General features: G+C 74.3%; 24 protein-coding genes. 17 read left to right on the top strand and 7 right to left on the bottom strand.

Annotated features, from left to right (window positions below; genetic code table 11):
- Positions 1–13: 13 nt before the first annotated feature.
- The gene (locus M8316_RS00445) at positions 14–652 is read right to left on the bottom strand and encodes a VOC family protein (RefSeq protein WP_250050982.1); all 639 of its coding nucleotides are present in this window, start codon (positions 650–652) and stop codon (positions 14–16) included.
- A gap of 182 nt (positions 653–834) precedes the next feature.
- Entirely contained in the window at positions 835–1,602 is a 768-nt protein-coding gene (locus M8316_RS00440; RefSeq protein ID WP_250050974.1) for a DUF3109 family protein, read from the bottom strand.
- Positions 1,603–1,656: 54 nt separating this feature from the next.
- Between M8316_RS00440 and M8316_RS00435 the strand changes: the two genes are divergently transcribed.
- Genes M8316_RS00435 through M8316_RS00425 form a run of 3 tightly spaced genes read left to right on the top strand, consistent with a single transcriptional unit; the run spans position 1,657 to position 4,194 of the window.
- On the top strand, positions 1,657–2,604 hold the full coding sequence (locus tag M8316_RS00435; RefSeq protein WP_250050973.1) for a Ppx/GppA family phosphatase: 948 nt from the start codon (positions 1,657–1,659) through the stop codon (positions 2,602–2,604).
- Positions 2,605–2,651: 47 nt separating this feature from the next.
- The gene (locus M8316_RS00430) at positions 2,652–3,455 is read left to right on the top strand and encodes a sugar phosphate isomerase/epimerase family protein (protein WP_250050971.1); all 804 of its coding nucleotides are present in this window, start codon (positions 2,652–2,654) and stop codon (positions 3,453–3,455) included.
- A 10-nt stretch (positions 3,456–3,465) separates the two neighbouring features.
- On the top strand, positions 3,466–4,194 hold the full coding sequence (locus M8316_RS00425) for an ABC transporter ATP-binding protein (RefSeq protein WP_250050969.1): 729 nt from the start codon (positions 3,466–3,468) through the stop codon (positions 4,192–4,194).
- On the opposite strand, the gene M8316_RS00420 is transcribed toward M8316_RS00425, so the two are convergent.
- Positions 4,169–4,447 (bottom strand): hypothetical protein, encoded by a 279-nt coding sequence (locus M8316_RS00420; RefSeq protein WP_250050967.1) that lies wholly within the window; start codon positions 4,445–4,447, stop codon positions 4,169–4,171. The genes M8316_RS00425 and M8316_RS00420 overlap by 26 nt on opposite strands.
- An 18-nt stretch (positions 4,448–4,465) precedes the next feature.
- On the opposite strand from M8316_RS00420, the gene M8316_RS00415 reads away from it, so the two are divergent.
- The 3 genes from M8316_RS00415 (at position 4,466) to proC (ending at position 6,767) form a co-directional block, all read left to right on the top strand.
- Positions 4,466–4,951: an ABC transporter permease gene (locus M8316_RS00415; protein ID WP_250050966.1), complete on the top strand. Its 486-nt coding sequence runs from the start codon at positions 4,466–4,468 to the stop codon at positions 4,949–4,951.
- 10 nt (positions 4,952–4,961) lie between these two features.
- Entirely contained in the window at positions 4,962–5,894 is a 933-nt protein-coding gene (locus tag M8316_RS00410) for a proline dehydrogenase family protein (RefSeq protein ID WP_250050964.1), read from the top strand.
- A gap of 72 nt (positions 5,895–5,966) precedes the next feature.
- The gene (gene proC / locus M8316_RS00405; protein WP_250050962.1) at positions 5,967–6,767 is read left to right on the top strand and encodes a pyrroline-5-carboxylate reductase; all 801 of its coding nucleotides are present in this window, start codon (positions 5,967–5,969) and stop codon (positions 6,765–6,767) included.
- Here proC and trpS read toward each other — a convergent pair.
- Complete coding sequence (gene trpS, locus M8316_RS00400; RefSeq protein ID WP_250050960.1) at positions 6,764–7,768, bottom strand: tryptophan--tRNA ligase; 1,005 nt, start codon at positions 7,766–7,768, stop codon at positions 6,764–6,766. The two genes, proC and trpS, sit on opposite strands and share 4 nt — an antisense overlap.
- A gap of 184 nt (positions 7,769–7,952) precedes the next feature.
- Here trpS and M8316_RS00395 point away from each other — a divergent pair, with 184 nt between their 5' ends.
- The 5 genes from M8316_RS00395 to M8316_RS00375 all read left to right on the top strand — a co-directional run bounded on the left by M8316_RS00395 (position 7,953) and on the right by M8316_RS00375 (position 12,050).
- Complete coding sequence (locus M8316_RS00395) at positions 7,953–9,143, top strand: acetoin utilization protein AcuC (protein ID WP_250050958.1); 1,191 nt, start codon at positions 7,953–7,955, stop codon at positions 9,141–9,143.
- A gap of 173 nt (positions 9,144–9,316) precedes the next feature.
- Positions 9,317–9,523, top strand: a complete 207-nt coding sequence (locus tag M8316_RS00390; RefSeq protein ID WP_250050956.1) for a helix-turn-helix domain-containing protein — start codon at positions 9,317–9,319, stop codon at positions 9,521–9,523.
- 131 nt (positions 9,524–9,654) lie between these two features.
- Entirely contained in the window at positions 9,655–9,756 is a 102-nt protein-coding gene (locus tag M8316_RS00385; protein ID WP_008356322.1) for a 30S ribosomal protein bS22, read from the top strand.
- 40 nt (positions 9,757–9,796) lie between these two features.
- The gene (locus M8316_RS00380; protein ID WP_250050954.1) at positions 9,797–10,843 is read left to right on the top strand and encodes an NAD-dependent epimerase/dehydratase family protein; all 1,047 of its coding nucleotides are present in this window, start codon (positions 9,797–9,799) and stop codon (positions 10,841–10,843) included.
- Positions 10,836–12,050, top strand: coding sequence for a lysophospholipid acyltransferase family protein (locus M8316_RS00375; RefSeq protein WP_250050947.1), 1,215 nt, complete (start codon positions 10,836–10,838; stop codon positions 12,048–12,050). Before M8316_RS00380 ends, M8316_RS00375 begins: the two co-directional genes overlap by 8 nt.
- A 39-nt stretch (positions 12,051–12,089) precedes the next feature.
- On the opposite strand, the gene M8316_RS00370 is transcribed toward M8316_RS00375, so the two are convergent.
- The 3 genes from M8316_RS00370 to M8316_RS00360 all read right to left on the bottom strand — a co-directional run bounded on the left by M8316_RS00370 (position 12,090) and on the right by M8316_RS00360 (position 15,379).
- Complete coding sequence (locus M8316_RS00370; RefSeq protein ID WP_250050946.1) at positions 12,090–13,346, bottom strand: DUF5667 domain-containing protein; 1,257 nt, start codon at positions 13,344–13,346, stop codon at positions 12,090–12,092.
- A gap of 157 nt (positions 13,347–13,503) precedes the next feature.
- Positions 13,504–14,325, bottom strand: a complete 822-nt coding sequence (locus M8316_RS00365; protein WP_250050945.1) for a sigma-70 family RNA polymerase sigma factor — start codon at positions 14,323–14,325, stop codon at positions 13,504–13,506.
- Between the two features lie 160 nt (positions 14,326–14,485).
- Positions 14,486–15,379, bottom strand: a complete 894-nt coding sequence (locus tag M8316_RS00360) for an HAD family hydrolase (protein WP_250050944.1) — start codon at positions 15,377–15,379, stop codon at positions 14,486–14,488.
- A 215-nt stretch (positions 15,380–15,594) separates the two neighbouring features.
- On the opposite strand from M8316_RS00360, the gene M8316_RS00355 reads away from it, so the two are divergent.
- The 6 genes from M8316_RS00355 to M8316_RS00330 all read left to right on the top strand — a co-directional run bounded on the left by M8316_RS00355 (position 15,595) and on the right by M8316_RS00330 (position 22,291).
- On the top strand, positions 15,595–17,205 hold the full coding sequence (locus tag M8316_RS00355) for a class I adenylate-forming enzyme family protein (RefSeq protein WP_250050943.1): 1,611 nt from the start codon (positions 15,595–15,597) through the stop codon (positions 17,203–17,205).
- Entirely contained in the window at positions 17,202–17,444 is a 243-nt protein-coding gene (locus M8316_RS00350; protein ID WP_250050941.1) for a glutaredoxin family protein, read from the top strand. The genes M8316_RS00355 and M8316_RS00350 overlap by 4 nt, the downstream gene beginning before the upstream one ends.
- Positions 17,445–17,635: 191 nt before the next feature.
- The gene (locus M8316_RS00345; RefSeq protein WP_250050939.1) at positions 17,636–18,328 is read left to right on the top strand and encodes a redox-sensing transcriptional repressor Rex; all 693 of its coding nucleotides are present in this window, start codon (positions 17,636–17,638) and stop codon (positions 18,326–18,328) included.
- Positions 18,325–19,683: a glutamyl-tRNA reductase gene (locus M8316_RS00340; protein ID WP_250050936.1), complete on the top strand. Its 1,359-nt coding sequence runs from the start codon at positions 18,325–18,327 to the stop codon at positions 19,681–19,683. The genes M8316_RS00345 and M8316_RS00340 overlap by 4 nt, the downstream gene beginning before the upstream one ends.
- Positions 19,680–20,654 carry a hydroxymethylbilane synthase gene (gene hemC / locus M8316_RS00335; RefSeq protein ID WP_250050934.1) on the top strand — a complete coding sequence of 325 codons (975 nt, stop codon included), beginning with the start codon at positions 19,680–19,682 and terminating at the stop codon, positions 20,652–20,654. Before M8316_RS00340 ends, hemC begins: the two co-directional genes overlap by 4 nt.
- Positions 20,651–22,291, top strand: a complete 1,641-nt coding sequence (locus tag M8316_RS00330) for a bifunctional uroporphyrinogen-III C-methyltransferase/uroporphyrinogen-III synthase (RefSeq protein WP_250050932.1) — start codon at positions 20,651–20,653, stop codon at positions 22,289–22,291. Before hemC ends, M8316_RS00330 begins: the two co-directional genes overlap by 4 nt.
- Positions 22,292–22,320: the final 29 nt, after the last annotated feature.

The following is a 22,320-nucleotide window of genomic DNA, read 5'->3' as shown; positions in this document are numbered from 1 at the left end:
CCGTCCTGCCCGGTCAGAGGCGGACGAGGCCGTGCGGGGTCTGGACCTGCACGGCGACGATGCCGGGGGTGCCGTGCGGGGCGACCCACTCGACCTTGACGTCCTCGAGCGGCTTCTCGACGGGCTCGCCCATCCAGTCGCTCACGCGCTGCGGGTCGCCGGCGATCTCGAGGCACTCCAGCGAGAAGCGCTCGTCGGCGCCGACGGAGGGGTGCAGGTCGGGCTCGATCTCCCAGTGCACGAAGAACGGCAGCTGGGGGTCGGCGGCGGTGCTGGTCAGGCCCATCTGCTTCCAGCGCAGCTCGATGCCGTCGGGACGGTGCCGGCTGCCCTGGTAGGCCTTGCGCCCCAGACGCTCCTCGATGGTCGGCAGGTCGGTGACGGCCACGGCCCAGCCGAGCCAGCCGCCGCCGAGGCTGGAGCGCGCGCGCACCGCCTGGCCGAACGAGGCCTTCTGCGAGGCCGGGTGGTCGAGGACCTCCACGACCTCCAGGTACGTGCGGCCGGCCAGCGGCAGCACCATGTTGCGGGTGCCGAAGCGCGGGTGGACGCCACCGTCGACGAAGTCGGCGCCCAGCAGGGTCCCGATCCGCTTCGCGGTGCCCTCGAGGCCGTCGGGTCCTGCGGCGTAGGAAAGGTGGTCCAGGCGCATGCCAGCATTGTGAGCACTGGCGCGGCCGCAGGTCACATCGGGGTCGCCATCTCTCGACGTCGAGATTCTTTACCCGTGGGCGGGATTCATCGGCGTGCCGCGGTTGACATCCCGGCGGGGGGAGCGCCAAGCGCAGCGCCCGTGCGGTGCCTGCGCGGGGTCAGGGCAGGGTCAGTGGTGGGTCAGTGCTGCGGGTCGGCCGGGTGCACCATGAGCGGCAGCCGCCGCCGCTCGTGGGCCTCGCAGTGCCGCACCAGCTCGTCGTAGGCGCCCCGACCCATCAGCTCGACCAGCTCGGCCGCGTTCGAGCGGTAGACGGGCTCGGAGCCCACGTGCGCCTCGGTGGCACCGGAGCAGTACCAGTCCAGGTCGTGCCCGCCGGGGCCCCAGCCGCGCCGGTCGTACTCCCCGATGCCGACCTCGGTGTAGGAGGTGCCGTCGGGCCGCTCGACCTCGCGGAAGGTGCGCCGCACGGGCAGCTGCCAGCAGACCTCGGGCTTGGTCGTCAGCGGCTCCGCCCCGTCCGCCAGGGCCAGGCCGTGCAGGGCGCACCCGGCGCCGGCGGCGAAGCCGGGGCGGTTCTGGAAGACGCAGGCGGTCTGCCCGTCCACCTCGACGGTGCGGGTGACCCGGGCGCCCTCGTCGTCGGTGACGACCCAGTCGTCCCGCGTCACCTTCCTCCGGCGCGGCCGCAGCTGCCAGGTGTCGGCGTCGAGCCGGTCGACGAACGCGGCCACGCGGTCCTCGTCCTCGGCGTCGGTGAAGTGCGCCCCCAGGGTGCAGCAGCCCATGTCCGGGCTGTCGGCGTCGATGCCCTGGCACCCCCGCCCGAAGATGCAGGTCCACGTCGACGTCAACCACGTCAGGTCGCAGCGCAGCACCTCGGAGGCGTCCTCGGGATTGAGGAACTCCACCCAGGTGCGCGCGAAGTCCAGGTCCACCTCGGGCACGCGGCCCACCCTATGTGGCACCCCCTCGCCGTCGTGGCGAGTAGCCTCGGGCACATGCGCCTGGGCGTCCTCGACATCGGTTCCAACACCGGCCACCTGCTGGTGGTCGACGCGCACGGCGGCGCCCGCCCGCTGCCGGCGTACTCGTACAAGGAGCCGCTGCGGCTCGCCGAGCACCTCGTGCTGGAGGGCGACGACGCCGGCGCGGTCTCCGCCAAGGGGGTCAAGGCGCTGACGACGTTCGTCGCCGACGCCCTCGTGGTCGCCGAGGACAAGGGCTGCTCCGACATCCTCGCGTTCGCCACCTCCGCGGTGCGCGACGCCACCAACACCGACGCGGTGCTCGACCACGTCTTCGAGACCACGGGCGTGCGGATCGGCATCCTCTCCGGCGAGGACGAGGCGCGCCTGACGTTCCTCGCGGTGCGCCGCTGGTTCGGCTGGTCGGCCGGTCGGCTCGCCGTCTTCGACATCGGCGGCGGCTCGCTGGAGATCGCCGGCGGCGAGGACGAGGCGCCCGAGGTGGCCTGGTCGCTGCCGCTCGGCGCCGCCCGGCTGGCCCGTGAGCACCTCGACGGCGACGTGGACGAGGACGTGATCCGAGCGCTGCGCCGCCGCATCCGTGCCGACATCGCCGCCGACGCGGGCCACCTGCTGCGCGCCGGCGCACCCGACCGCTCGGTCGCGACCTCGAAGACGTTCCGCTCCCTGGCCCGCATCTGCGGGGCCGCGCCCTACTCGGAGGGCTCGCTGGTCAAGCGGACCATCCCCAAGAAGACGCTGGGGGAGTGGATCCCCAAGCTGGCCGGCATGAGCACCGCCGAGCTGGCGAGCCTGCCGGGCGTCTCGGCCAGCCGCGCCCACCAGATCCTGCCCGGCGCGCTGGTCGCCGAGGCGGCCATGGACATCTTCGACCTCACCGAGCTCGAGGTCTGCCCGTGGGCGCTGCGCGAGGGGATCATCCTCGAGCGGCTCGACCAGCTGCCCTTCCGCAGCCGCTGAGGCGGCGAGGAAGCCACCCGCCCACCCCCGTCCAGGAAAGCGATCTCGTGCCCACCCGCATCGGACTGTCCACCTCCTCGGTCTACCCCGAGTCGACCGCGCACGGCTTCGCCTACGCCGCGCGGCTGGGGTACGACGCGGTGGAGGTGATGGTCGGCATCGACGCGCTCAGCCAGCAGACCTCGGCGGTCAAGCAGCTGAGCGAGCACCACGAGATCCCGATCTGCGCCGTGCACGCCCCGACCCTGCTGTTCACGCAGCGGGTCTGGGGGCTGGAGCCGTGGGGCAAGCTCCAGCGCTCCGCGGAGATGGCGCACGAGGTGGGCGCCGGCACCGTCGTCGTCCACCCGCCGTTCCGCTGGCAGAAGGAGTACGCCAGCGGGTTCGCGGAGGGGATCGCGGCGCTGGAGGCCTCGACCGGGCTGACGTTCGCGGTGGAGAACATGTACCCCTGGCGGGCCACCCAGAAGCGCGGCATGGAGATGTACCTGCCGCACTGGGACCCCACGCACCAGCCCTACGAGCACACCACGATCGACCTCTCGCACGCCTCGATCGCCCACGACGACGTGGTGGACATGGCCACCGCCCAGGGCGCGCGGCTCAGCCACGTGCACCTCACCGACGGCACCGGCTCGGCCAAGGACGAGCACCTCGTGCCCGGGCGCGGGTCGATGCGCGCCGCCGAGTTCCTGCGGCACATCGCCTCCACGGGGTTCACCGGCGACATCGTGCTGGAGATCAACACCCGCCGCTGCGACTCCCGCGAGGAGCGCGAGGCCGACCTCGCCGAGTCGCTGGCGTTCGCCCGCGAGCACTTCGTCCCTGCCGCCGAGCGCACCGGCGGGTGAGAATGGCGCCATGAGCGCCGAGACCCCGGTCGTCACCGTCTCCGGGCTGGTGGTGCGCCGCGGGCGGCGCACGGTGCTCGACGGCCTCGACCTCACCATCGGCCCCGGCGTGACCGGCCTGCTCGGGCCGTCCGGGTGCGGCAAGTCCACGCTCATGCGGGCGCTGGTGGGCGTCCAGCGCACCCAGGGCGGTGCCGTCGACGTGCTCGGACTGCCGGCCGGCAGCCGCGCCCTGCGCGAGCGGGTCGGGTACGTGACGCAGGCGGCCTCGGTCTACGACGACCTCACCGTCACCGAGAACCTCCGCTTCTTCGCCCGGGTGCTCGGCCTCGGCCGTGCCGAGGTCGGTGCGGCGGTGGCGCGGGTGCTGGACGAGGTGGACCTGGCCGAGCACCGCGACGCGCTCGTGGGGCGGCTCTCGGGCGGGCAGCGCTCACGGGTCAGCCTCGCCGTCGCCCTGCTGCGCCGGCCCGACCTCCTCGTCCTCGACGAGCCGACCGTCGGGCTGGACCCGGTGCTCCGCGTCGACCTGTGGGGCCTGTTCCACCGGCTCGCCGACGGCGGCACCGCCGTGCTCGTCTCCTCCCACGTCATGGACGAGGCCGAGCGCTGCGACCGGCTCCTGCTGATGCGCGAGGGGGCGGTGATCGCCGACGAGACGCCCACCGCGATCAAGGACGCGGCAGGCGCCGCGACGGTCGAGGAGGCCTTCCTCAGCCTCGTGGGAGGTGCGCGATGAGCCGGTTCGTCTCGCTGCCGGTCACGCTGGCCGTGGCGCTGCGGGTGCTCGCGCAGCTGCGGCGCGACCGGCGCACCGTGGCCATGCTGCTGGTGCTGCCGACGGCGTTGATGTCGCTGCTGTGGTGGGTGTTCTCCGACGTGCCCGGCGACTCCTTCGACGGGGTCGGGCCGGCGCTGCTGGCGATCTTCCCGTTCACCGTGATGTTCCTGGTGACCAGCGTGACCACGCTGCGCGAGCGCTCCAGCGGCACCCTCGAGCGGCTGCTGCGATGCCCATGGGCCGCGGCGACTTCCTGCTCGGCTACGCGCTGGCCTTCGCCCTGGCGGCGCTCGCGCAGTCGGTGCTCGCGGTCGGGGTCTCCACCTGGCTGCTGGGGCTGGAGGTGCCCGGGCCGCTGTGGCAGCTCACGCTCGTGGCGGTGGTCGTGGCGGTGCTCGGCACCGCCCTCGGCCTGCTGGTCTCGGCCTTCGCCTCCACCGAGTTCCAGGCCGTGCAGTTCATGCCGGCCGTGGTCATCCCGCAGCTGCTGGTGTGCGGCCTCTTCGTGCCGCGCGAGGCGCTGCCCGGGGTGCTCGGTGCCATCTCCGACGTCCTGCCGCTCTCCTACGCGGTGGACGCGATGACGGCCCTGACGACCGCCGACGCGGTGGACGGGGCGTTCGGGGAGGCGCTCGCCGACCTCGCGGTCGTCGCGGGGTTCGCGGTGGGCGCGCTCGCGCTCGGCGCCGCGACGCTGCGCCGCCGCACGCCGTAACCTGGGTCACATGCCGCTGCTCCGCGCCCCGCTGCTGATGCTCGCCCGCAACGAGCGCGCGCGGGTCGCGCTCACCTCCATGCCGGCCACGGCGCAGCTGGTCAGCCGCTACGTGCCCGGCCCGTGGCTGGAGGACGCGCTGGACGCGGCCAGGGCCCTGGAGGCCGACGGCCTGACCGTCTCGCTGGACCACCTCGGCGAGGACGTCACCGACCCCGCCGACGCCGAGGAGGTCGTCGAGGCCTACCGGCAGCTGCTCGCCGGCCTGGTCGAGCGGAGGCTGACCCCCGGCGCCGAGGTCTCGCTCAAGCTCTCGGCGCTCGGCCAGGGCCTGCCGGACGGGCAGCGGACCAGCCTCGAGCACGCCCGCACGATCTGCCGGGCGGCCCGCAACGCCGGCACCGCGGTGACCCTCGACATGGAGGACCACACCACCACCGACGCGACGCTCCAGACGCTGCGCGAGCTGCGCAAGGACTTCCCCGAGACCGGCGTCGCCGTGCAGGCCCAGCTGCACCGCACCGAGGGCGACGTCCGCCTGCTCACCGGCGAGGGCTCGCGGGTGCGGCTGTGCAAGGGCGCGTACGCCGCGCCGGCGTCCGTGGCCTTCACGGACCCGCTCGACGTCTCCCGCTCCTTCGTGCGCTGCCTCAAGGTGCTGATGGCCGGCGCGGGCTACCCGATGATCGCCACCCACGACCCGCGCCTGCTCGGCGTCGCCCTCGCCCTGGCCGCGCGGCACGGCCGGGAGCCGGGCTCGTACGAGCTGCAGATGCTCTACGGCATCCGCGAGACCGAGCAGCGCCGCCTCGTCGCCGCCGGCGAGACCGTCCGCGTGTACCTGCCCTACGGCGCGCGCTGGTGGGGCTACCTTGTGCGCCGGCTCGCCGAGCGCCCCGCCAGCCTCCGGCTGCTGCTCACCAGCCTGGTGCGCCGCACCTGACTCGCTGCCCGGCGCGTCCCAGCAGGTGACCCCGGGGTGGGGACGCCGGCGGGCAGCCGCGACAGTAGGACCATGAGCGAGCAGACCGCCGTCATCGGGGCCGGCGTGATGGGGGAGACCCTCATCTCCGGCCTGGTCCGATCCGGGCACGCCCCGTCCTCGCTGCTGGTGGGCGAGCGGCGGGCGGAGCGCGCCGCCGAGCTGGAGGAGCGCTACGGCGTCCGGGTCGTCGACAACCTGACCGCCGCGCGCGAGGCCCAGACCGTCGCGCTGGTGATCAAGCCGCAGGACATGGGTGCCGTGCTCGACGAGATCGCCCCCGCCCTGCGCCCCGGCCAGCTGCTGGTCAGCCTGGCGGCGGGCATCACCACCGCGTTCGTGGAGTCCCACGTGCCCGAGGGCGTGGCCGTCGTCCGCGTCATGCCCAACACCCCGGCACTGGTCGACGAGGGCATGGCCGCCGTCTCCGAGGGCTCCAGCGTGACCGAGGAGCAGCTGGCCTACGCCGAGTCGCTGATGTCGTCGGTGGGCAAGGTGCTGCGCATCCCCGAGAAGCAGCAGGACGCCGTCACGGCCATCTCCGGCTCCGGCCCGGCCTACCTCTTCTACGTGGTCGAGTCGATGATCGAGGCCGGCGTGCACCTCGGCCTGCCGCGGGCGACCTCCACCGACCTGGTGGTGCAGACCCTCGTCGGCTCGGGCGCGATGCTGCGCGAGACCGGCACCCACCCCACCGTCCTGCGCGAGCAGGTCACCTCCCCGGCCGGCACCACCGCCGCCGCCCTGCGCGAGCTGGAGGTGCACGGCGTCCGCGCCGCGTTCCTGGCCGCCATGGAGGCCGCCCGCGACCGGTCCGCCGCCCTGGGCTCCTAGAACAGACCCAGGGCCGCGGTGGCGGCGTTGAGCACGGGCTCGGTGACCGACCGCGCACGCTCGGCGCCGGTCGCGTACACGGTCGAGACGTGGGTGAGGTCGGCGGCGAGCTCGCGGTAGCGGCGCTGGACCGGCTCGAGCTCGGCGACCACCGCGTCGGCCACGGTGCGCTTGAGGTCCCCGTAGCCGCGGACGTCGGCGGGCGAGCCGCCGCACGCGGCCAGGACCTCCAGCAGGTTGGTGACGCCGGGCTTGGCCTCACGGTCGGCGCGCACCGCGTCCGGGCCGGTCTCGGAGTCCGTCACGGCGCGCGAGAGCTTGCGCACGATCGTGTCGGGGTCGTCGAGCAGGAAGATCGTGCCCGCGTCGCTCGAGCCGGTCTTGCCCATCTTCGCGGTCGGGTCGTCGAGCGCCATGACGCGTGCCCCGACCGGGGGCGTGGCCAGCTCGGGCACGACGAAGACCTGCCCGTAGGTGCGGTTGAACCGCAGCGCCAGGTCGCGGGTCAGCTCCACGTGCTGGCGCTGGTCGTCGCCGACCGGCACCCGGCGTGGTGAGTAGAGCAGGATGTCGGCGGCCATCAGCACCGGGTAGGTGAACAGCGACGTGCGGGTCGAGTCGACGCCGCGTCCCTTCTCCTTGAACTGGATCATCCGGTTCAGCTCGCCGGTGGTGGCCACGCACTCCAGCAGGTAGGCGAGCTGGCGGTGGGCGGGCACCCGCGACTGCACGAACAGGGTCGAGCGGTCGAGGCCGACCGCGAGCAGCGAGACGGCCAGCTCCAGGCTGCGCTCGCGCAGCTCGGCGGGGTCGTGGCCCACCGTGAGCGCGTGCAGGTCCGCGACGCCGTAGAAGCACTCCGCCTCGTCCTGGCCCGAGGCCATGGGGCGCAGCGCGCCGAGGTAGTTGCCCAGGGTGAGGCGGCCCGTCGGCTTGAGCAGGGAGAGCTGGCGGTCGGCCAGGGTGGTGGCGGAGCCGGTGATGGAGGTGGTGGTCGTCATGGCGGTGTCCTCTCGTGACCCGCACGGTGCGGGCCGGGAGTCCCCGGACGACGAACGCACCGCGCGGAGGCGGTGCGTCTCGGTGGGTGTGCTGGGTACCGGGGGCCGCCTCAGGCGGTCCACCAGCACAGGGGTCGGGTGACGTGCAGCACGATCGCAATCTAGCAGCAGGTAGCGTGGCGCCGTGCCCGAGTGTCAGACGTCCGCGGTCGCCGTCTTCGACGACTCGCTCACCCGCTACAACTTCGGGCCCGGCCACCCCATGTCGCCGCTGCGGGTGGACCTGACGATGCGGCTGGCCGACGAGCTCGGCCTCTTCTCCGGCCCCGGCGCCCTGCAGCGCGTCGACGCGCCGGTCGCCGACGACGAGCTGGTGGGCACCGTCCACCTGGTGCGCCTGATGAACGCGGTGCGCGAGGCGGGCCACGGCGGGGCGGGCGACGAGCGGCTCGGCATCGGCACCGAGGACAACCCGATCTTCGACCGGATGCACGAGGCGGGCGCCCACGTCGTCGGCGCCACGGTCGAGGCGTGCCGCCAGGTCTGGCAGGGGGACGCCGGCCACGCGGCGAGCATCGCCGGCGGGCTGCACCACGCCATGCCCGACCGGATCAGCGGCTTCTGCGTCTACAACGACGTGGCGGTCGGCATCCAGTGGCTGCTCGACCACGGCGCCCAGCGCGTGGCCTACGTCGACGTCGACGCCCACCACGGGGACGGGGTGGAGCGGATCTTCTGGGACGACCCCCGTGTCCTCACCATCTCCCTGCACGAGACCGGGCAGGTGCTGTTCCCCGGCACGGGCTTCCCCGCCGACACCGGCGGGCGCCAGGCCGAGGGCTCGGCCGCCAACGTGGCCCTGCCGCCCGGCACGGGGGACGCCGGCTGGCTGCGGGCCTTCCACGCGGTCGTGCCGCCGCTGCTGGAGGAGTTCCGCCCCGACGTCCTGGTCAGCCAGCACGGCTGCGACTCCCACGTGGAGGACCCGCTGACCCACCTCTCGCTCTCGGTCGACGGCCAGCGCGCCGGGCACGCCGCCGTGCACCAGCTGGCGCACGAGCATGCCGGCGGTCGCTGGGTGGCGGTCGGTGGTGGCGGGTACGAGCTGGTCGGGGTCGTCCCGCGGACGTGGACCCACCTGCTCTCCGAGGTCGCCGGCCGGCCCCTGCCGTCCGACCTGGACGTGCCGACGCGCTGGCTCGACCACGTCCAGCAGCGCCTGGGCCTGGACGGCCCGAAGCGGATGACGGACGGCGGTCGCACCGACTACCGGCCGTGGTCGGAGGGGTACGACCCCGAGCAGTGGCTCGACGCGGCTGTGCACGAGGCCCGGCTGGCGGTCTTCCCGCTGCACGGTCTCGACCCGATGCCCTGACGGCCGTACGCCCGATCGGGTATGGATTCAACTCGACACGCCGGTGTGGAGGCTAAGAATCTCGTCCAGTCTTCCCCATGCGTCACAACTGGCACTAGGCTCACTCATGGAACGAGCCCGCGTGCCCGATGGTGGGGAAGCCGTCGAGCGGGCCGAACAGAAAGCGGTGGCACATGGCTCCCAACCCGTCCGGGGACATCTCCGAGGCGAAGTTCCTGACGGTGGCCGAGGTCGCGCAGATGATGCGCGTCTCCAAGATGACCGTGTACCGGCTCGTGCACAACGGTGACCTGCCCGCCGTGCGCGTCGGCCGCTCGTTCCGGGTGCGCGAGGAGGACGCCTCCGAGTACCTGCGCAAGTCCTTCTACGACGCGGGCTGAGTCCGCCGGCGACGGCGTGGTGCCGCCCGGCACCCGCCCCCGGCTGCGGATTCTGCTGCCCGTGAGGCGGGCCGCTAGGCTGGTGCGGTCCTCCGTGCACCCGGAGCGACCCCGAGTCTGAAAGGTTCACCGTGGGTTCTGTCATCAAGAAGCGTCGCAAGCGCATGGCCAAGAAGAAGCACCGCAAGCTGCTGAAGAAGACGCGCGTCCAGCGTCGCAAGCTCGGCAAGTAAGCCCGAGCCCAGCAGCACGGTCGAGCAACGGGGGCTGCGCATGGGGCGTGTCGTTCTCGTCACCGGGGTCTCCAGGGACCTCGGGCGACGATTCGCGCGCTCGCTCGCGGCCGACCCCGAGGTCGACCGGGTCATCGGCGTCGACGTCGTCCCGCCCCGCGGGGACGTCGGCGCCGTGTCGTTCGTGCGGGTGGACATCCGCAACCCGGTGATCGCCAAGGTGATCGCCAAGGAGGACGTCGACACCGTCGTCCACATGAGCATCATCGCGACCCCCGGCAGCGCCGGGGGTCGGCACACGATGAAGGAGCTCAACGTCATCGGGACGATGCAGCTCCTCGCGGCCTGCCAGCGCGCCCGCACGGTGCGCCGGCTGGTCGTGAAGTCGACGACCACCGTCTACGGGGCCTCGCCGGCCGACCCGGCGATGTTCACCGAGGACATGCAGCCGCGTCGCGCCCCACGCAGCGGCTACGCCAAGGACGTCGCCGAGATCGAGGGCTACGTCCGCGGCTTCGCCCGCCGTCGCCCCGACGTCGACGTGCTCACGCTGCGCTGCGCCAACGTCGTCGGCCCGCACGTGCAGAGCCCGATCACCTCTTACCTGCGGCTCCCGGTCGTGCCGACCGTGCTCGGCTACGACCCGCGGATGCAGCTCCTGCACGAGGACGACCTCTTCTCCGTCCTCCACCTCGCGGCACTGCGCGAGGGCGTCTCCGGCACCGTCAACGTCGCCGGCGAGGGCGTCGTCGTGCTCTCCCAGGCCCTGCGCCGTCTCGGCCGGCCGGCCGCCCCGATGCCCGGCACGGCCGTGGGTCGTCTGGGCCAGGTGCTGCGCAAGGCGCACGTCGCCGACTTCTCCCCGGAGCAGCTGGCCTTCCTCACCTATGGTCGGGGCGTGGACACGACCCGGATGCGCGAGGTGCTCGGCTTCGAGCCCGCGTTCACCACCGAGCAGGCGCTCGCCGACTTCGGCTCCACCCTGCCGCCGGTCCTCGGCCCCGCCCGCGCCACCGCCCAGCAGGTCGCCGGCCAGGCGCTCGGCACGCTGGCCCGCCTCGTCCCGACCGGAGGTGCCCGTGGGTGACGCCGAGGTGATCCCGATCGGCACCCGCGGCCGCCCCGGCCGCGGCACCGGCAGCACGACCCCCTCGTCCGCCTCCCGCGGCCTCGCCGGCGGCGCTCGTCGCCCCGCCGCCCAGCGCAGCCCCGAGCCGCCCGAGCAGCCCGAGGAGATCTCGGACGCCGCGGACGCGCAGGACGGGGCCACCGACGCGGGCGCCCACCCCGGCTGGACCGACGAGGACTCGATCGGTGGCGGCGCCGCCGGCCCCGCGGCCGACGCCACCACCTCCTCGACCACCTCCTCGACCACCACGGCGGACCGGCACCCGCTGGGCAACGTCTCCCCGGCCGAGCTGATGAACGCGCTCACCGGCGCCGCCAAGGAGGTCTTCGGCCCCGAGTGGGAGGAGGAGCTGGCCCGGCTGCTCGCCTTCGTCCGCCGCCGCCTGACCGGCGACTACGCCGTCGACGAGTACGGCTTCGACCCCGAGGTCACCGAGCGCTTCTTCCTCACCGCGCTGCGGCCGGTCGCGCAGAAGTGGTTCCGCATCGAGGTCCGCGGGATCGAGAACATCCCCACCGACTCCGGCGCCCTCATCGTCTCCAACCACTCCGGCACGCTGCCGTGGGACGGGCTGATGACGATGGTGACGGTCCACGACCGCACCGGCCGGTTCGTCCGCCCGCTCGGCGCCGACCTGGTCTTCCGCACCCCCGTGGTCGCGCAGCTGGCGCGGATGGGCGGCGCGACGCTCGCGTGCAGCGAGGACGCGGACCGGATGCTCGCCGGCGGCGAGCTCGTCGGCGTGTGGCCCGAGGGCTTCAAGGGCCTGGGCAAGCCGTACGCCGAGCGCTACAAGCTGCAGCGCTTCGGCCGCGGCGGCTTCGTCTCGGCCGCCCTGCGCACCCGCACCCCGATCGTTCCCCTCTCGGTCGTCGGGGCCGAGGAGATCTACCCGATGCTCTCCTCGATGCCGACGCTGGCGCGGGTGCTGGGCGTCCCGTACTTCCCGGTGACGCCGCTGTTCCCGTGGCTGGGGCCGCTCGGCATGGTGCCGCTGCCCAGCAAGTGGCTGATGGAGTTCGGCGAGCCGGTGCGCACCGACGAGCTGGAGGACGGGGCGGCGGACGACCCGATGCTGGTCTTCGACGTCACCGACCAGGTGCGGGAGTCGATCCAGCAGACCCTCTACCGGCTGCTGATGGAGCGGAAGTCCGTCTTCGGCTGACCTGATCAGGTCGACCGGGAGTGCCGGACGACCCGGGGATCACTGACCGAGCAGCGGGTCCGTCAGGTCCCCGACGCCGTCACCGACACCGTCCACGAGGTCACCCACGCCGGAGGTGACGTCGTCCACGACGTCGCCGGCGACCGACGAGACCGCCTCGGCGGGGTCCTCCACGACGTCCTCGACGGTGTCGCCGACCTGGCCGAGCACCTGGCCGTCGCCGACGCCGGTCGGCCCGGAGGTGGGCACCTGGACGTCGCCGGTCGTGCCCCCGCCACCCGAGCCGGAGCCCGAGCCGGAGGACCCGCTCGAGCCGGACGTGCCGCTGCCGCCGGAGCCGGCCGTGGAGCCCTGCTTGCCGCCGCCGGACGAGCCCTGCTTGCTCCCGGTGCCCCCGCCCGAGCTGGACTTCGGGACGACCAGGGTGCCCTCGACGAGGTCCTGGACGCCGCGGGTGGCCTCCTCGGTGGCGCTGGAGAGGAACAGCGGGACGTCGACCAGGCGGCCGCCGTCGCAGGACGGGCAGAGCTCGCTGGTGCGGGTGTCGAGGTCGGAGAGCACCTGGCCGGCGGCGACGAGCGCCGCGTCCGCCTGGCCGGGGAGCAGGTCGGCGAGGTCGGCGAGGGAGCCCATGCTCTCGACGGTCCAGGCCTGGAGCTGGCTGATGGTGGCCTCGTCGCCGTTGGCGGCGTAGTCCTCGAGCAGGAGGTCGGCGCCCTCCTGGGTCTGGGCGCGGAAGTCGGCCAGCACCTCGTCGGCGGTGGCGCCGTCGCCGCGGCCCTGGCGGGAGAGCTCGGTGAGCTCGGTGAGGCGGTCGGTGGCGCCGGCCAGCAGCACCTGGCCGCGGTCGGCCTCGCCGACGCTGAAGCCGGTGTGGATGTTCTCGATCGCCCGCTTGACCGGGTAGAGCGACTCGCCGGGCAGCGCGGACTGGGCGGCGACGGCCACGGACGTGGTCGCGCCGAGCACGGCGAGGCCGCCGACGGCCACGGCGAAGCGGCGCTCCCGGGTGCGGGTGCCGGAGCGGCCGGCGGTGCGGCGGCTGCCCACCTGGAGCGGGTCGTCCGCGGCCTCCTTGCCGGGCACCAGCTCGGTGGCCGCGGCGGCCATCAGGCGCTCGCGAAGGTCGGCGGCGACGTCGGGACGCTGCGGGGGAGCAGGCATGGCGCGCAGGGCCGCGGCGACCTCGACCAGCTCGGCGAACCGGGGGTCGTCGACGCGGCGGCCGGCCAGGGCGGCCTCGACCTGGGCGTCGAACTCCTCGGCCCGACGCCGGGCGGCGAAGACGGGGCTCATGAGCGGTGTCCCTTCGTGGGAGCGGCGGGGTGCGACGGAGCGGACCCCGCGACCGGGTGCTCGCGACCCGGCACGCTGCTCAACGACGGTCGTGCACCCGGGGTTACGGCGCCCCGCAGGGTGACGTCCGTCATCTCGACCGACACGATGCGGGGGCTCATCGCAGGCCCTCCGGCATCAGCTTGGCGAGGTTGCGCACGCCCCGCAGCTGGAGCTGCTTGACGGCGCCGTCGCTGCGGCCCAGCACGGCCGCGACCTCGGCGATGCTCATCCCCTGGAGGAAGCGCATGACGATGCAGTCGCGCTGCTCGTCGGGCAGCTGCTTGAGGGCGCCCACCAGGACCTCGTGGGTCAGGCCCTCGATGGCCAGCCCCTCGGGGGTCTCCTCGTCGGCGTCGTCGTGCAGGCCCATGTCCTCGGTGGTCATCTCGAGGCGGGTGCGGCTGGCCTTGAAGTGGTCGGTGGCCAGGTTGCGCGCGATGGTCATCAGCCAGGCGCCGAAGTCGCGGCCCTGCCAGCGGAAGCCCTGCATGGAGCGCAGCGCCCGGAAGAAGGTCTCCGAGGTGAGGTCCTCGGCCAGCGGCACCGAGCGGGTGCGGTAGTAGAGGAAGCGGTAGACCGAGGCCTGGTAGTGGTCGTAGAGCAGGCCGAACGCCTCGGCGTCACCCTTGCGTGCCAGCTCGACCAGGGCGATGAGGCGCTCCCGGTCGGCGGCGGACTCCTCCGAGGACGTGGCCAGGCCGCTGTCGTCGCCGGGGCCGCCCGGGCCCGGCACCTCGGCCACCGCCGGGTCGGAGGAGAGCGCCTCGCTGAGCAGGCCGAGCGCGGCCAGCACCCGGTCGGCGTGCGCCCCCGGGGCGGGGCGGGCACCCGCCGGCACCGTGCACAGCACGGGCGTCGGCGCCGGCGGCAGGAGGTCGGCGCAGGCCGTGCGCAGGGCGCGCAGGCTCCGCACCACCTCCGCGGCGTACCCAGCCATCCGTACGTCCTCCCGGTCACTGCTCCCTCACAGAGCGTGACCGAGGGTACGTAAATCGCTGCGCTGCGGGAACGGTGCGAGCACAAACGTGACCGGCCGGTAGGTCCGTCGGTGGCCCGAAGGGACTAGTCCCGCGTGGTCCCCCTCGCCGGGACGAGGCTCAGCGCCGCCCCCGCAGGGCCCCCGCGGCCGCGGCCGCACCGGCGGCGGCACCCGCGGTGGCGCCGGCGGCCGCGCCCACCATGAGACCGGCCCGGGCGGCCTTGCGGGCGGTCCGGTAGTCGCGGACCCGCCAGCCGTGCGCCTTGGCGTGCACGCGGAGGCGCCGGTCGGGGTTCACCGCGCACGGGTCGCCGACCATCGTGAGCATGGGCAGGTCGTTGTGGGAGTCGGAGTAGGCCGAGCAGCGCTCGAGGTCCAGCCCCTCCCGCTCGGCCAGCGCCCGCACGGCCTCGGCCTTGGCGGGCCCGTGCAGCATGTCGCCGACCAGCCGGCCGGTGTAGACGCCGTCCTCGTGCTCGGCCACGGTGCCCATCGCCCCGGTCAGGCCGAGCCGCCGGGCGATGATCCGCGCGATCTCCACGGGCGCGGCGGTGACCAGCCAGACCCGTTGGCCGGCGTCCAGGTGCATCTGGGCCAGCGCCCGCGTGCCGGGCCAGATCCGGTGCGCCATCGCCTCGTCGAAGATCTCCTCGGAGAGCTCCTCCAGCTCGGCCACGGTGTGCCCGGCGATGAACTCCAGCGCCGAGTTGCGCGCGTCGGCGACGTGCTCGGGGTCCTCCACGCCGACGACCCGGAAGTACGCCTGCTTCCACGCCGCCGAGGCGATCTCGCGGGTGGAGAAGAACTCGCGCCGGTACAGGCCGCGGGCCAGGTGGAAGATGCTGGCGCCCTGCATGATCGTGTTGTCCACGTCGAAGAACGCGGCCGCGGTGGCGTCCTCGGTGCTCTCCAGCGCCCGCTCCACCTCGGCGGAGGCCGCGGCGGCCTCGCCCGCGAGCGTCGAGCGCGCACGCAGGTCCGGGAGGCGTCGCCGCTGCGAGGGTGCTGCCACCCGCTCACCATAGGGCTTCGCGGGCCCGCGCGGCATCGTCCGTCCGGCTCGACCGGACGTGTCCGCCGACGCGTCCCGGGCAGGGCGCCGGGGCGGGTGCCGGGGCGGGTGCCGGGGCGGCCGTCGGGCCGGTGTCGCAGCGGGGGCCGGCGCAGGTGGGGGAAGCGGGTGGGAGCCCCCTCGCACGCGTCCGGGCGCGTGGCACCATGGCCCCCATGCCCGCGAGCCCGGTCGCCGACCTCACCGACCTCCTCGCCTCCGCCGCGCGCGAGGTGCCCGAGCGGGTCGCCCTCGTCGAGTCCGGGGGCCGTCGCGTCACCTGGGCCGAGCTGGAGACCGAGACCAACCGGGTCGCCCGCGGCCTCGAGGCCGCCGGCCTGGTCGCCGGCCACCGGGTCGCCATCGCCTCGGCGAACCGGCTCGAGTTCGTCACCACCTACCTGGCCGTGCTGCGGCTCCAGGCCGTCGCGGTGCCGGTCAACCCGCGCAGCACGGCCGTCGAGGTCGAGCACGTGCTCGAGGACTCGGGCGCCCGCCTCGTCCTGGCCGACGAGGTGGCGGTGCGCGCGGTGCGCCGCGCGGTCGGCGTGATCGCGGAGCGCCGCGCGGAGGACGGCACGCTGCCGCGTCCGGGCGTGCGCAAGGCGCCGCGGGTGGTGCTCGTGGGCAGCACCCTGGCGCCCGGCGAGCGCTCCTACGACCACCTGCGCGCCACCGGCGGGCGGCTGACCGCGCGCCAGGTGCCGGACCCGGAGAAGCTCGCGGTCCTGCTCTACACCTCCGGCGCCACGGGGCGGCCGCGGGCCGCGATGCTCTCCCACCGGGCGCTGCTGACCAACGTCGAGCAGCTGGCGCAGGTGGACCCGCCGCTGATCCACGGCGACGACGTCGTGCTCGGCGTGCTCCCGCTCTTCCACGTCTACGGCCTGGGCGCGGTGCTCGGCTCGGTGCTGCGGCACCGGGCCCGCCTCGTCCTGGTCACCGCCTACGACCCCGTCGACACCCTCGAGCTGATCGAGGACGAGGCGTGCAGCGTCGTGCCGATCGCGCCGGCCGTGCTGGCGCAGTGGCGCACCGAGGAGCACCTTCGCGAGCGGCTCGGGCCGGTGCGGCTGCTGCTCTCGGGCTCCGCGACGCTGGAGACCGAGGCGGTCGAGGAGATCACCAGCATCACCGGCGTCCCCGTGCACCAGGGCTACGGGCTCACCGAGGCCGCGCCCGTCGTCACCTCCACGCTGTGCTCCGCGCACGCCGCGCCCGGCTCGGTCGGCGCCGCGATCCCCGGGGTGGAGATCCGGCTGGAGGACGCCCTCGGCTCTGCCCCCGAGCCCGGCGACCCCGGCCAGGTGGTCATCCGTGGGCGCAACCTGTTCTCCGGCTACTGGCCCGACGGCGCCGACGGCCCGGACGCCGACGGCTGGTGGGCCACCGGCGACGTCGGCTTCCTGGACGAGGACGGCGACCTCTGGCTGGTCGACCGGGTGAAGGACCTCGTGGTCGTCTCCGGCTTCAACGTCTACCCGGTCGAGGTCGAGGAGGTGATCCTCGGCGTCGAGGGCGTCCGCTCGGCCGCCGTCGTGGGGGTCGCCGACGAGGCGACCGGCGAGGCCGTCGTCGCCTACGTCCTGGCCCCGCACCAGGACGCGGCGGGCGTGGTCGACCTCGAGGAGCGGGTGCGGCAGCGGTGCACCGAGCGGCTGGCCCGCTTCAAGCGGCCCTCGCGCATCGAGGTGGTCGAGGTGCTGCCGATGACCGTGACCGGCAAGGTGCGCAAGGGCATCCTCCGCGCCGCGGCCCGGCGCCGCGACACGGAGCTGTTCTCGTGAGCGCGCCCCGCGTCACCGTCTACTCCCGCCCCGGCTGCCACCTGTGCGAGGTGGCGCACGAGACCGTCGCGGCGGTGTGCGCCGAGACCGGCGAGGAATACGAAGTCGTGATGATCGACGACGACCCCGCGCTGGTCGAGCGGTTCACCGACGAGGTGCCGGTGACGTTCGTCGACGGCCGCCAGCACGACTTCTGGCGGGTGGACCCCGTCCGCCTGCGGGCCGCGCTCGCGCGCTGACCCACCCCGGCCCGTGGGGCGGCCACCCCCCCTGCGGACGCCCACGTCCGCCTGTGGTAGCCCGTCGGCTGAGACCGGGGCCACTCATTTTGTTCCTGCGTTCACGAACTCCTACAGTGATCGGGCCGTAGCGGCGACCGGGGGGTCAGCAGAGACCCTCCCAGCACGCGCGGCTGGCAGGGAGTGAGCACGTGTCGGAACGGACCCCCGCGGAGGCGAGCCGGGACATCCCGGAGGCCACCGTCGCGCGGCTGCCGCTCTACCTGCGTGCACTCACCGCCCTGGCCGACGCCGGCACCGCACGCTGCTCCTCCGAGGACCTCGCGGCCGCGGCGGGCGTGACCTCCTCCAAGCTGCGCAAGGACCTCTCCTACCTGGGCAGCTACGGCACCCGGGGCGTCGGCTACGAGGTGGAGTTCCTGCGCCACCAGATCGCCCGGGAGATCGGCCAGACCCAGGACCACCACGTGGTCATCGTGGGCATCGGCAACCTGGGCCAGGCGCTGGCCAGCTTCTCCGGCTTCCGCAGCCGCGGCTTCCGCGTCGTGGCGCTGCTGGACGCGGCCCCCGCGCGCCAGGGCGACGAGGTCGCCGGCCTGGTCGTGCGGCCCTTCGAGGACCTCGCCGCGGTGGTCGCCGAGCACCGCGTCACCATCGCCGTCGTCGCCACCCCGGCGCACGCGGCCCAGGACGTCGCCGACGCACTCGTCGCCGCCGGCGTCCGCAACATCCTGAACTTCGCGCCGACCGTGCTCTCCGTCCCCGACGACGTGGACGTGCGCAAGGTCGACCTCTCGATCGAGCTCCAGATCCTGGCCTACCACGAGCAGCGCAAGGCGTCGGCCGAGGTCGAGGAGCCGGACATGGAGAGGGGACTCGCTTGAGCGTCCTCGTCGTGGGGATCTCCCACAACACCGCCCCCGTCTCGCTGCTGGAGCGGGTCACCGCCGCCGACGGCGACTCGCTGCACGACCTGGTGAAGCAGGCCGCCGGGTGCGGCCACGTCACCGAGGCCGCCGTCATCTCGACGTGCAACCGGCTCGAGCTCTACGCCGACGTCGACCGGTTCCACGGCTCCGTGGAGGAGCTGAGCAGCCTGCTGGTGGGCCGCGCGGGCGAGCGGACCGAGGCGATCCTCCCGCACCTGTACGTGCACTACGACGACGGCGCCGTCTCCCACCTCTTCCAGGTGGCCGCCGGGCTGGACTCCATGGCTGTCGGCGAGGGCCAGATCCTCGGCCAGACCCGCGAGGCGCTGCGGCTGGGCCAGGAGCTCGGCACCGTCGGCCCCGCCCTGAACTCGCTGTTCCAGCAGGCGCTGCGGGTCGGCAAGCGCAGCCGCGCCGAGACCGACATCGACCGCGCCGCCCCCACGCTCGTCGGGGCCGCGCTGGAGCAGGCCGGGGCCGCGCTCCCCGCCGACGCCGCGGACGGGTCGGGCATGCTCGCCGGCGTCGCCACCGCCGTCCTCGGCGCCGGTGCGATGGCCGGCCTGGCCACCGCCACCGTCCACCGCGAGGGCGTGCGCGACCTGGTCGTCATCAACCGCACCCCGGCCCGCGCCGAGCGCCTCGCCGAGACCTACGGCGGGCGGCCCGCCCCGGTCGACGCGCTCGAGGCCGAGCTCGCCCGGGTCGACCTGCTGGTCACCTGCACCGGCTCCACCGGCGCGGTGGTCACCGCCGACATGCTCCGCCGGGCCCGCCCCGACGGCCGTCCGCTCACCGTGATCGACCTGGCGCTCCCGCACGACGTGGAGCCCACCGCCGGCGCCGTGCCGGGCGTGACGCTGGTGAACCTGGCGTCCCTGGCCGCCGAGGTGCACGGCTCGGACGCCGCCGCGGAGATCGCCGCCGTCCGCGAGATCGTCACCCAGGAGGTCGCGGCGTTCCTCACCGCGCGCCGCCAGGCGTCGGTCACGCCCACCGTCGTCGCCCTGCGCACCATGGCCACCTCGCTGGTGGAGGCCGAGATGGCCCGCCTCGAGGGCAAGCTGCCCGACCTTGACGAGCACACGCGCGGCGAGGTGCTGCACACCGTGCGCCGCGTCGTCGACAAGCTGCTGCACGAGCCGACCGTCCGCGTCCGCGAGCTGGCCAACACCGACGGGGCCGTCTCCTACGCCGCCGCGCTGGCCGACCTGTTCGCGCTCGACCCCGACTCGGTCACCGCCGTCACCCGCCCGGACGTGCCCGACGCCACCGTCAGCCGCACCGAGCACCGGGGGAGCCAGGCATGAGCGCCCCCGCCCTCCGTCTCGGGACCCGGCGCTCGCTGCTGGCCCGCACCCAGTCCGGCCACGTCGCCGACCTCGTCCGCGCGCGGCTCGGTCGCGAGGTCGAGCTGGTCGAGGTGACCACCGACGGCGACCGCAGCCAGGCGAGCAACACCAGCCTCGTCGGGTCGAGCTCGACCGGCGTCTTCGTCTCCGCGCTGCGCGACGCGCTGCTGGCCGACGAGGTCGACCTCGTCGTGCACTCCCTCAAGGACCTCCCCACCGCCCCGCACCCGGGCCTGGCGCTGGCGGCCGTGCCGACCCGCGAGGACTCCCGCGACGTGCTGGTGGCGCGCGACGGCCTCACGCTCGGCGAGCTGCCCGTCGGCAGCCGCCTGGGCACCGGCTCGCCGCGACGCGCCGCCCAGGTGGCCGCGCTCGGGCTTGGCCTGGAGATCGTCCCGATCCGGGGCAACATCGACACCCGGGTCGGCAAGGTGACCTCGGGCGAGCTCGACGCCGTCGTCCTGGCCCGCGCGGGCCTGGCCCGGATCGACCGCCTCGACCTGGTCACCGAGACCCTCGACCCGCTCCAGGTGCTCCCCGCGCCGGGGCAGGGCGCGCTCGCGGTCGAGTGCCGCGAGTCCGACACCGACCTCGTCGCCGCCCTGGGCGAGCACCTGGACGACGCGGGCACCCGCGCCGCCGTGCTCGCCGAGCGCGCGGTGCTGGCCACGCTCGAGGGCGGCTGCTCCGCCCCGATCGGGGCGCTCGGCGAGGTCGTCGAGGGCGAGGACGGGGACGAGCTCTGGGTGAGAGCAGTGGCGCTCTCGCCCGACGGGGCGCTGTCGGTGCGCAGCTCTGCCGCCGGCCGCCTCGACGACGCCGTGGGCGTCGGCACCCGGCTCGGCGAGGAGATGCTCGCCGACGGGGCAGGACAGCTGGGCCAGCCAGGTCCGGTCGACACGCAGACAGAACAGGGTGAAGAACGATGACGCGCACCAGCGAGTCCGCCACGCCTCACGGCTGGGTCTCGTTCGTCGGAAGCGGACCGGGTGACCCCGACCTGCTGACGGTCCGCGCCGTGGAGCTCCTCCGCGACTGCGAGGTCGTCGTCACCGAGGCGCCCGAGCAGGCCGAGATGGTCGCCCGGCTCCTGGGGACGCACCTCGACGAGGACGGCGAGGCCACGGGCCCGCTCGTCGTCGACGGGGGCTTCGGCGAGGACGGGCAGCCGCTCACGCACGCCGCCCGCGCCAAGGTCGTGCTCAAGCACGCGAAGAAGGGCCTCCGCGTCGTCCGCCTGCTCGGCGGCGACCCGTTCACGTACGCCTCCGGCCCCGAGGAGGCCCAGGCGGTCGCCAAGGCCGGCATCGGCTTCGAGATCGTCCCCGGCGTCTCCTCGGTCTCCGGCGTCCCGGCCTACGCGGGCATCCCGCTGACCACCCGCGACCACCGCGAGGTCACCGTCGTGACCTGCGACGGCACCGTGGACTGGTCCCGCTACGCCGACGACCGCACCCTCGTGCTGCTCTCCGGCGTCGGCCAGATCGGCGAGACCGCCAAGGCGCTCGTCGCCGCGGGCCGCCCGGCCTCCACCCCGGTGGCCGTCACCCGCGTCGGCACCACCACCGAGCAGGCCACCGTCTGCTCCACGCTGGCCGACGTCGCCGAGGACGTCCGCGCCGCTCGCGTCGCCCCGCCCGCGATCATCGTGATCGGCCAGGTCGTCGGCCTGCGCGACACGCTCTCGTGGTTCGAGACCAAGCCGCTGTTCGGCTGGCGCGTCCTGGTGCCCCGCACCAAGGAGCAGGCCGGCACCCTGGTCACCCGCCTGCGCGGCTACGGCGCGGTGCCCGAGGAGGTGCCCACCATCTCGGTGGAGCCGCCCCGCAACCCGCAGCAGATGGACAAGGCACTGCGTGGTCTCGTCGAGGGCCGCTACGAGTGGATCGCGTTCACCTCGGTCAACGCCGTGCGGGCCGTGCGCGAGAAGTTCGAGGAGTACGGCCTGGACGCCCGCTCCTTCTCCGGCCTCAAGATCGCCGCCGTCGGCCACAAGACCGCCGAGGCCATCGCCCAGTGGGGCCTGCGCGCCGACCTGGTGCCCGAGTCCGAGCAGTCCTCCGTGGGCCTGCTCGAGGACTGGCCCGAGTACGACGAGGACCTCGACCCGATCAACCGGGTCTTCCTGCCGCGCGCCGACATCGCCACCGAGACCCTGGCCGCCGGCCTCGTGGAGCTCGGCTGGGAGGTCGACGACGTCACCGCCTACCGCACCGTCCGGGCCGCCCCGCCGCCGGCGCCGACCCGCGAGGCGATCAAGACCGGCAAGTTCGACGCGGTCGTGTTCACCTCGTCCTCGACGGTGCGCAACCTGGTCGGCATCGCCGGCAAGCCGCACGCCTCGACGATCATCGCCTGCATCGGGCCCGCCACCGCCAAGACGGCGGAGGAGCACGGCCTGCGCGTGGACGTCATGGCGCCGAGCCCGAGCATCGAGGTGCTCACCGACGCGCTGGCCGACTTCGGCTCCGCCCGTCGTGCCTCGCTGGTCGAGCAGGGCCTGCCGGTCACCAAGCCGTCCGACCGCAAGCCGTCCGCGCGGCGCAAGGCCACGTCCTCCCGCTGACCCACCCGCCGAGTCGGCAGCAGCCTTCA

The sequence above is a fragment of the Nocardioides bruguierae genome, assembly GCF_023554635.1.
GTDB classification, from domain to species: domain Bacteria; phylum Actinomycetota; class Actinomycetes; order Propionibacteriales; family Nocardioidaceae; genus Nocardioides; species Nocardioides bruguierae.
This window is presented reverse-complemented; position numbering and strand designations above follow the sequence as displayed.

Bases quoted from the DNA above. Each gene is read 5' to 3' on its own strand.
- M8316_RS00445 (WP_250050982.1), bottom strand. From the start codon at position 652: ATGCGCCTGGACCACCTTTCCTACGCCGCAGGACCCGACGGCCTCGAG.
- M8316_RS00435 (WP_250050973.1), top strand. From the start codon at position 1,657: ATGCGCCTGGGCGTCCTCGACATCGGTTCCAACACCGGCCACCTGCTG.
- M8316_RS00425 (WP_250050969.1), top strand. From the start codon at position 3,466: ATGAGCGCCGAGACCCCGGTCGTCACCGTCTCCGGGCTGGTGGTGCGC.
- M8316_RS00415 (WP_250050966.1), top strand. From the start codon at position 4,466: ATGCCCATGGGCCGCGGCGACTTCCTGCTCGGCTACGCGCTGGCCTTC.
- M8316_RS00410 (WP_250050964.1), top strand. From the start codon at position 4,962: ATGCCGCTGCTCCGCGCCCCGCTGCTGATGCTCGCCCGCAACGAGCGC.
- proC (WP_250050962.1), top strand. From the start codon at position 5,967: ATGAGCGAGCAGACCGCCGTCATCGGGGCCGGCGTGATGGGGGAGACC.
- trpS (WP_250050960.1), bottom strand. From the start codon at position 7,768: ATGACGACCACCACCTCCATCACCGGCTCCGCCACCACCCTGGCCGAC.
- M8316_RS00390 (WP_250050956.1), top strand. From the start codon at position 9,317: ATGGCTCCCAACCCGTCCGGGGACATCTCCGAGGCGAAGTTCCTGACG.
- M8316_RS00380 (WP_250050954.1), top strand. From the start codon at position 9,797: ATGGGGCGTGTCGTTCTCGTCACCGGGGTCTCCAGGGACCTCGGGCGA.
- M8316_RS00370 (WP_250050946.1), bottom strand. From the start codon at position 13,346: ATGAGCCCCGTCTTCGCCGCCCGGCGTCGGGCCGAGGAGTTCGACGCC.
- M8316_RS00365 (WP_250050945.1), bottom strand. From the start codon at position 14,325: ATGGCTGGGTACGCCGCGGAGGTGGTGCGGAGCCTGCGCGCCCTGCGC.
- M8316_RS00355 (WP_250050943.1), top strand. From the start codon at position 15,595: ATGCCCGCGAGCCCGGTCGCCGACCTCACCGACCTCCTCGCCTCCGCC.
- hemC (WP_250050934.1), top strand. From the start codon at position 19,680: ATGAGCGCCCCCGCCCTCCGTCTCGGGACCCGGCGCTCGCTGCTGGCC.
- M8316_RS00330 (WP_250050932.1), top strand. From the start codon at position 20,651: ATGACGCGCACCAGCGAGTCCGCCACGCCTCACGGCTGGGTCTCGTTC.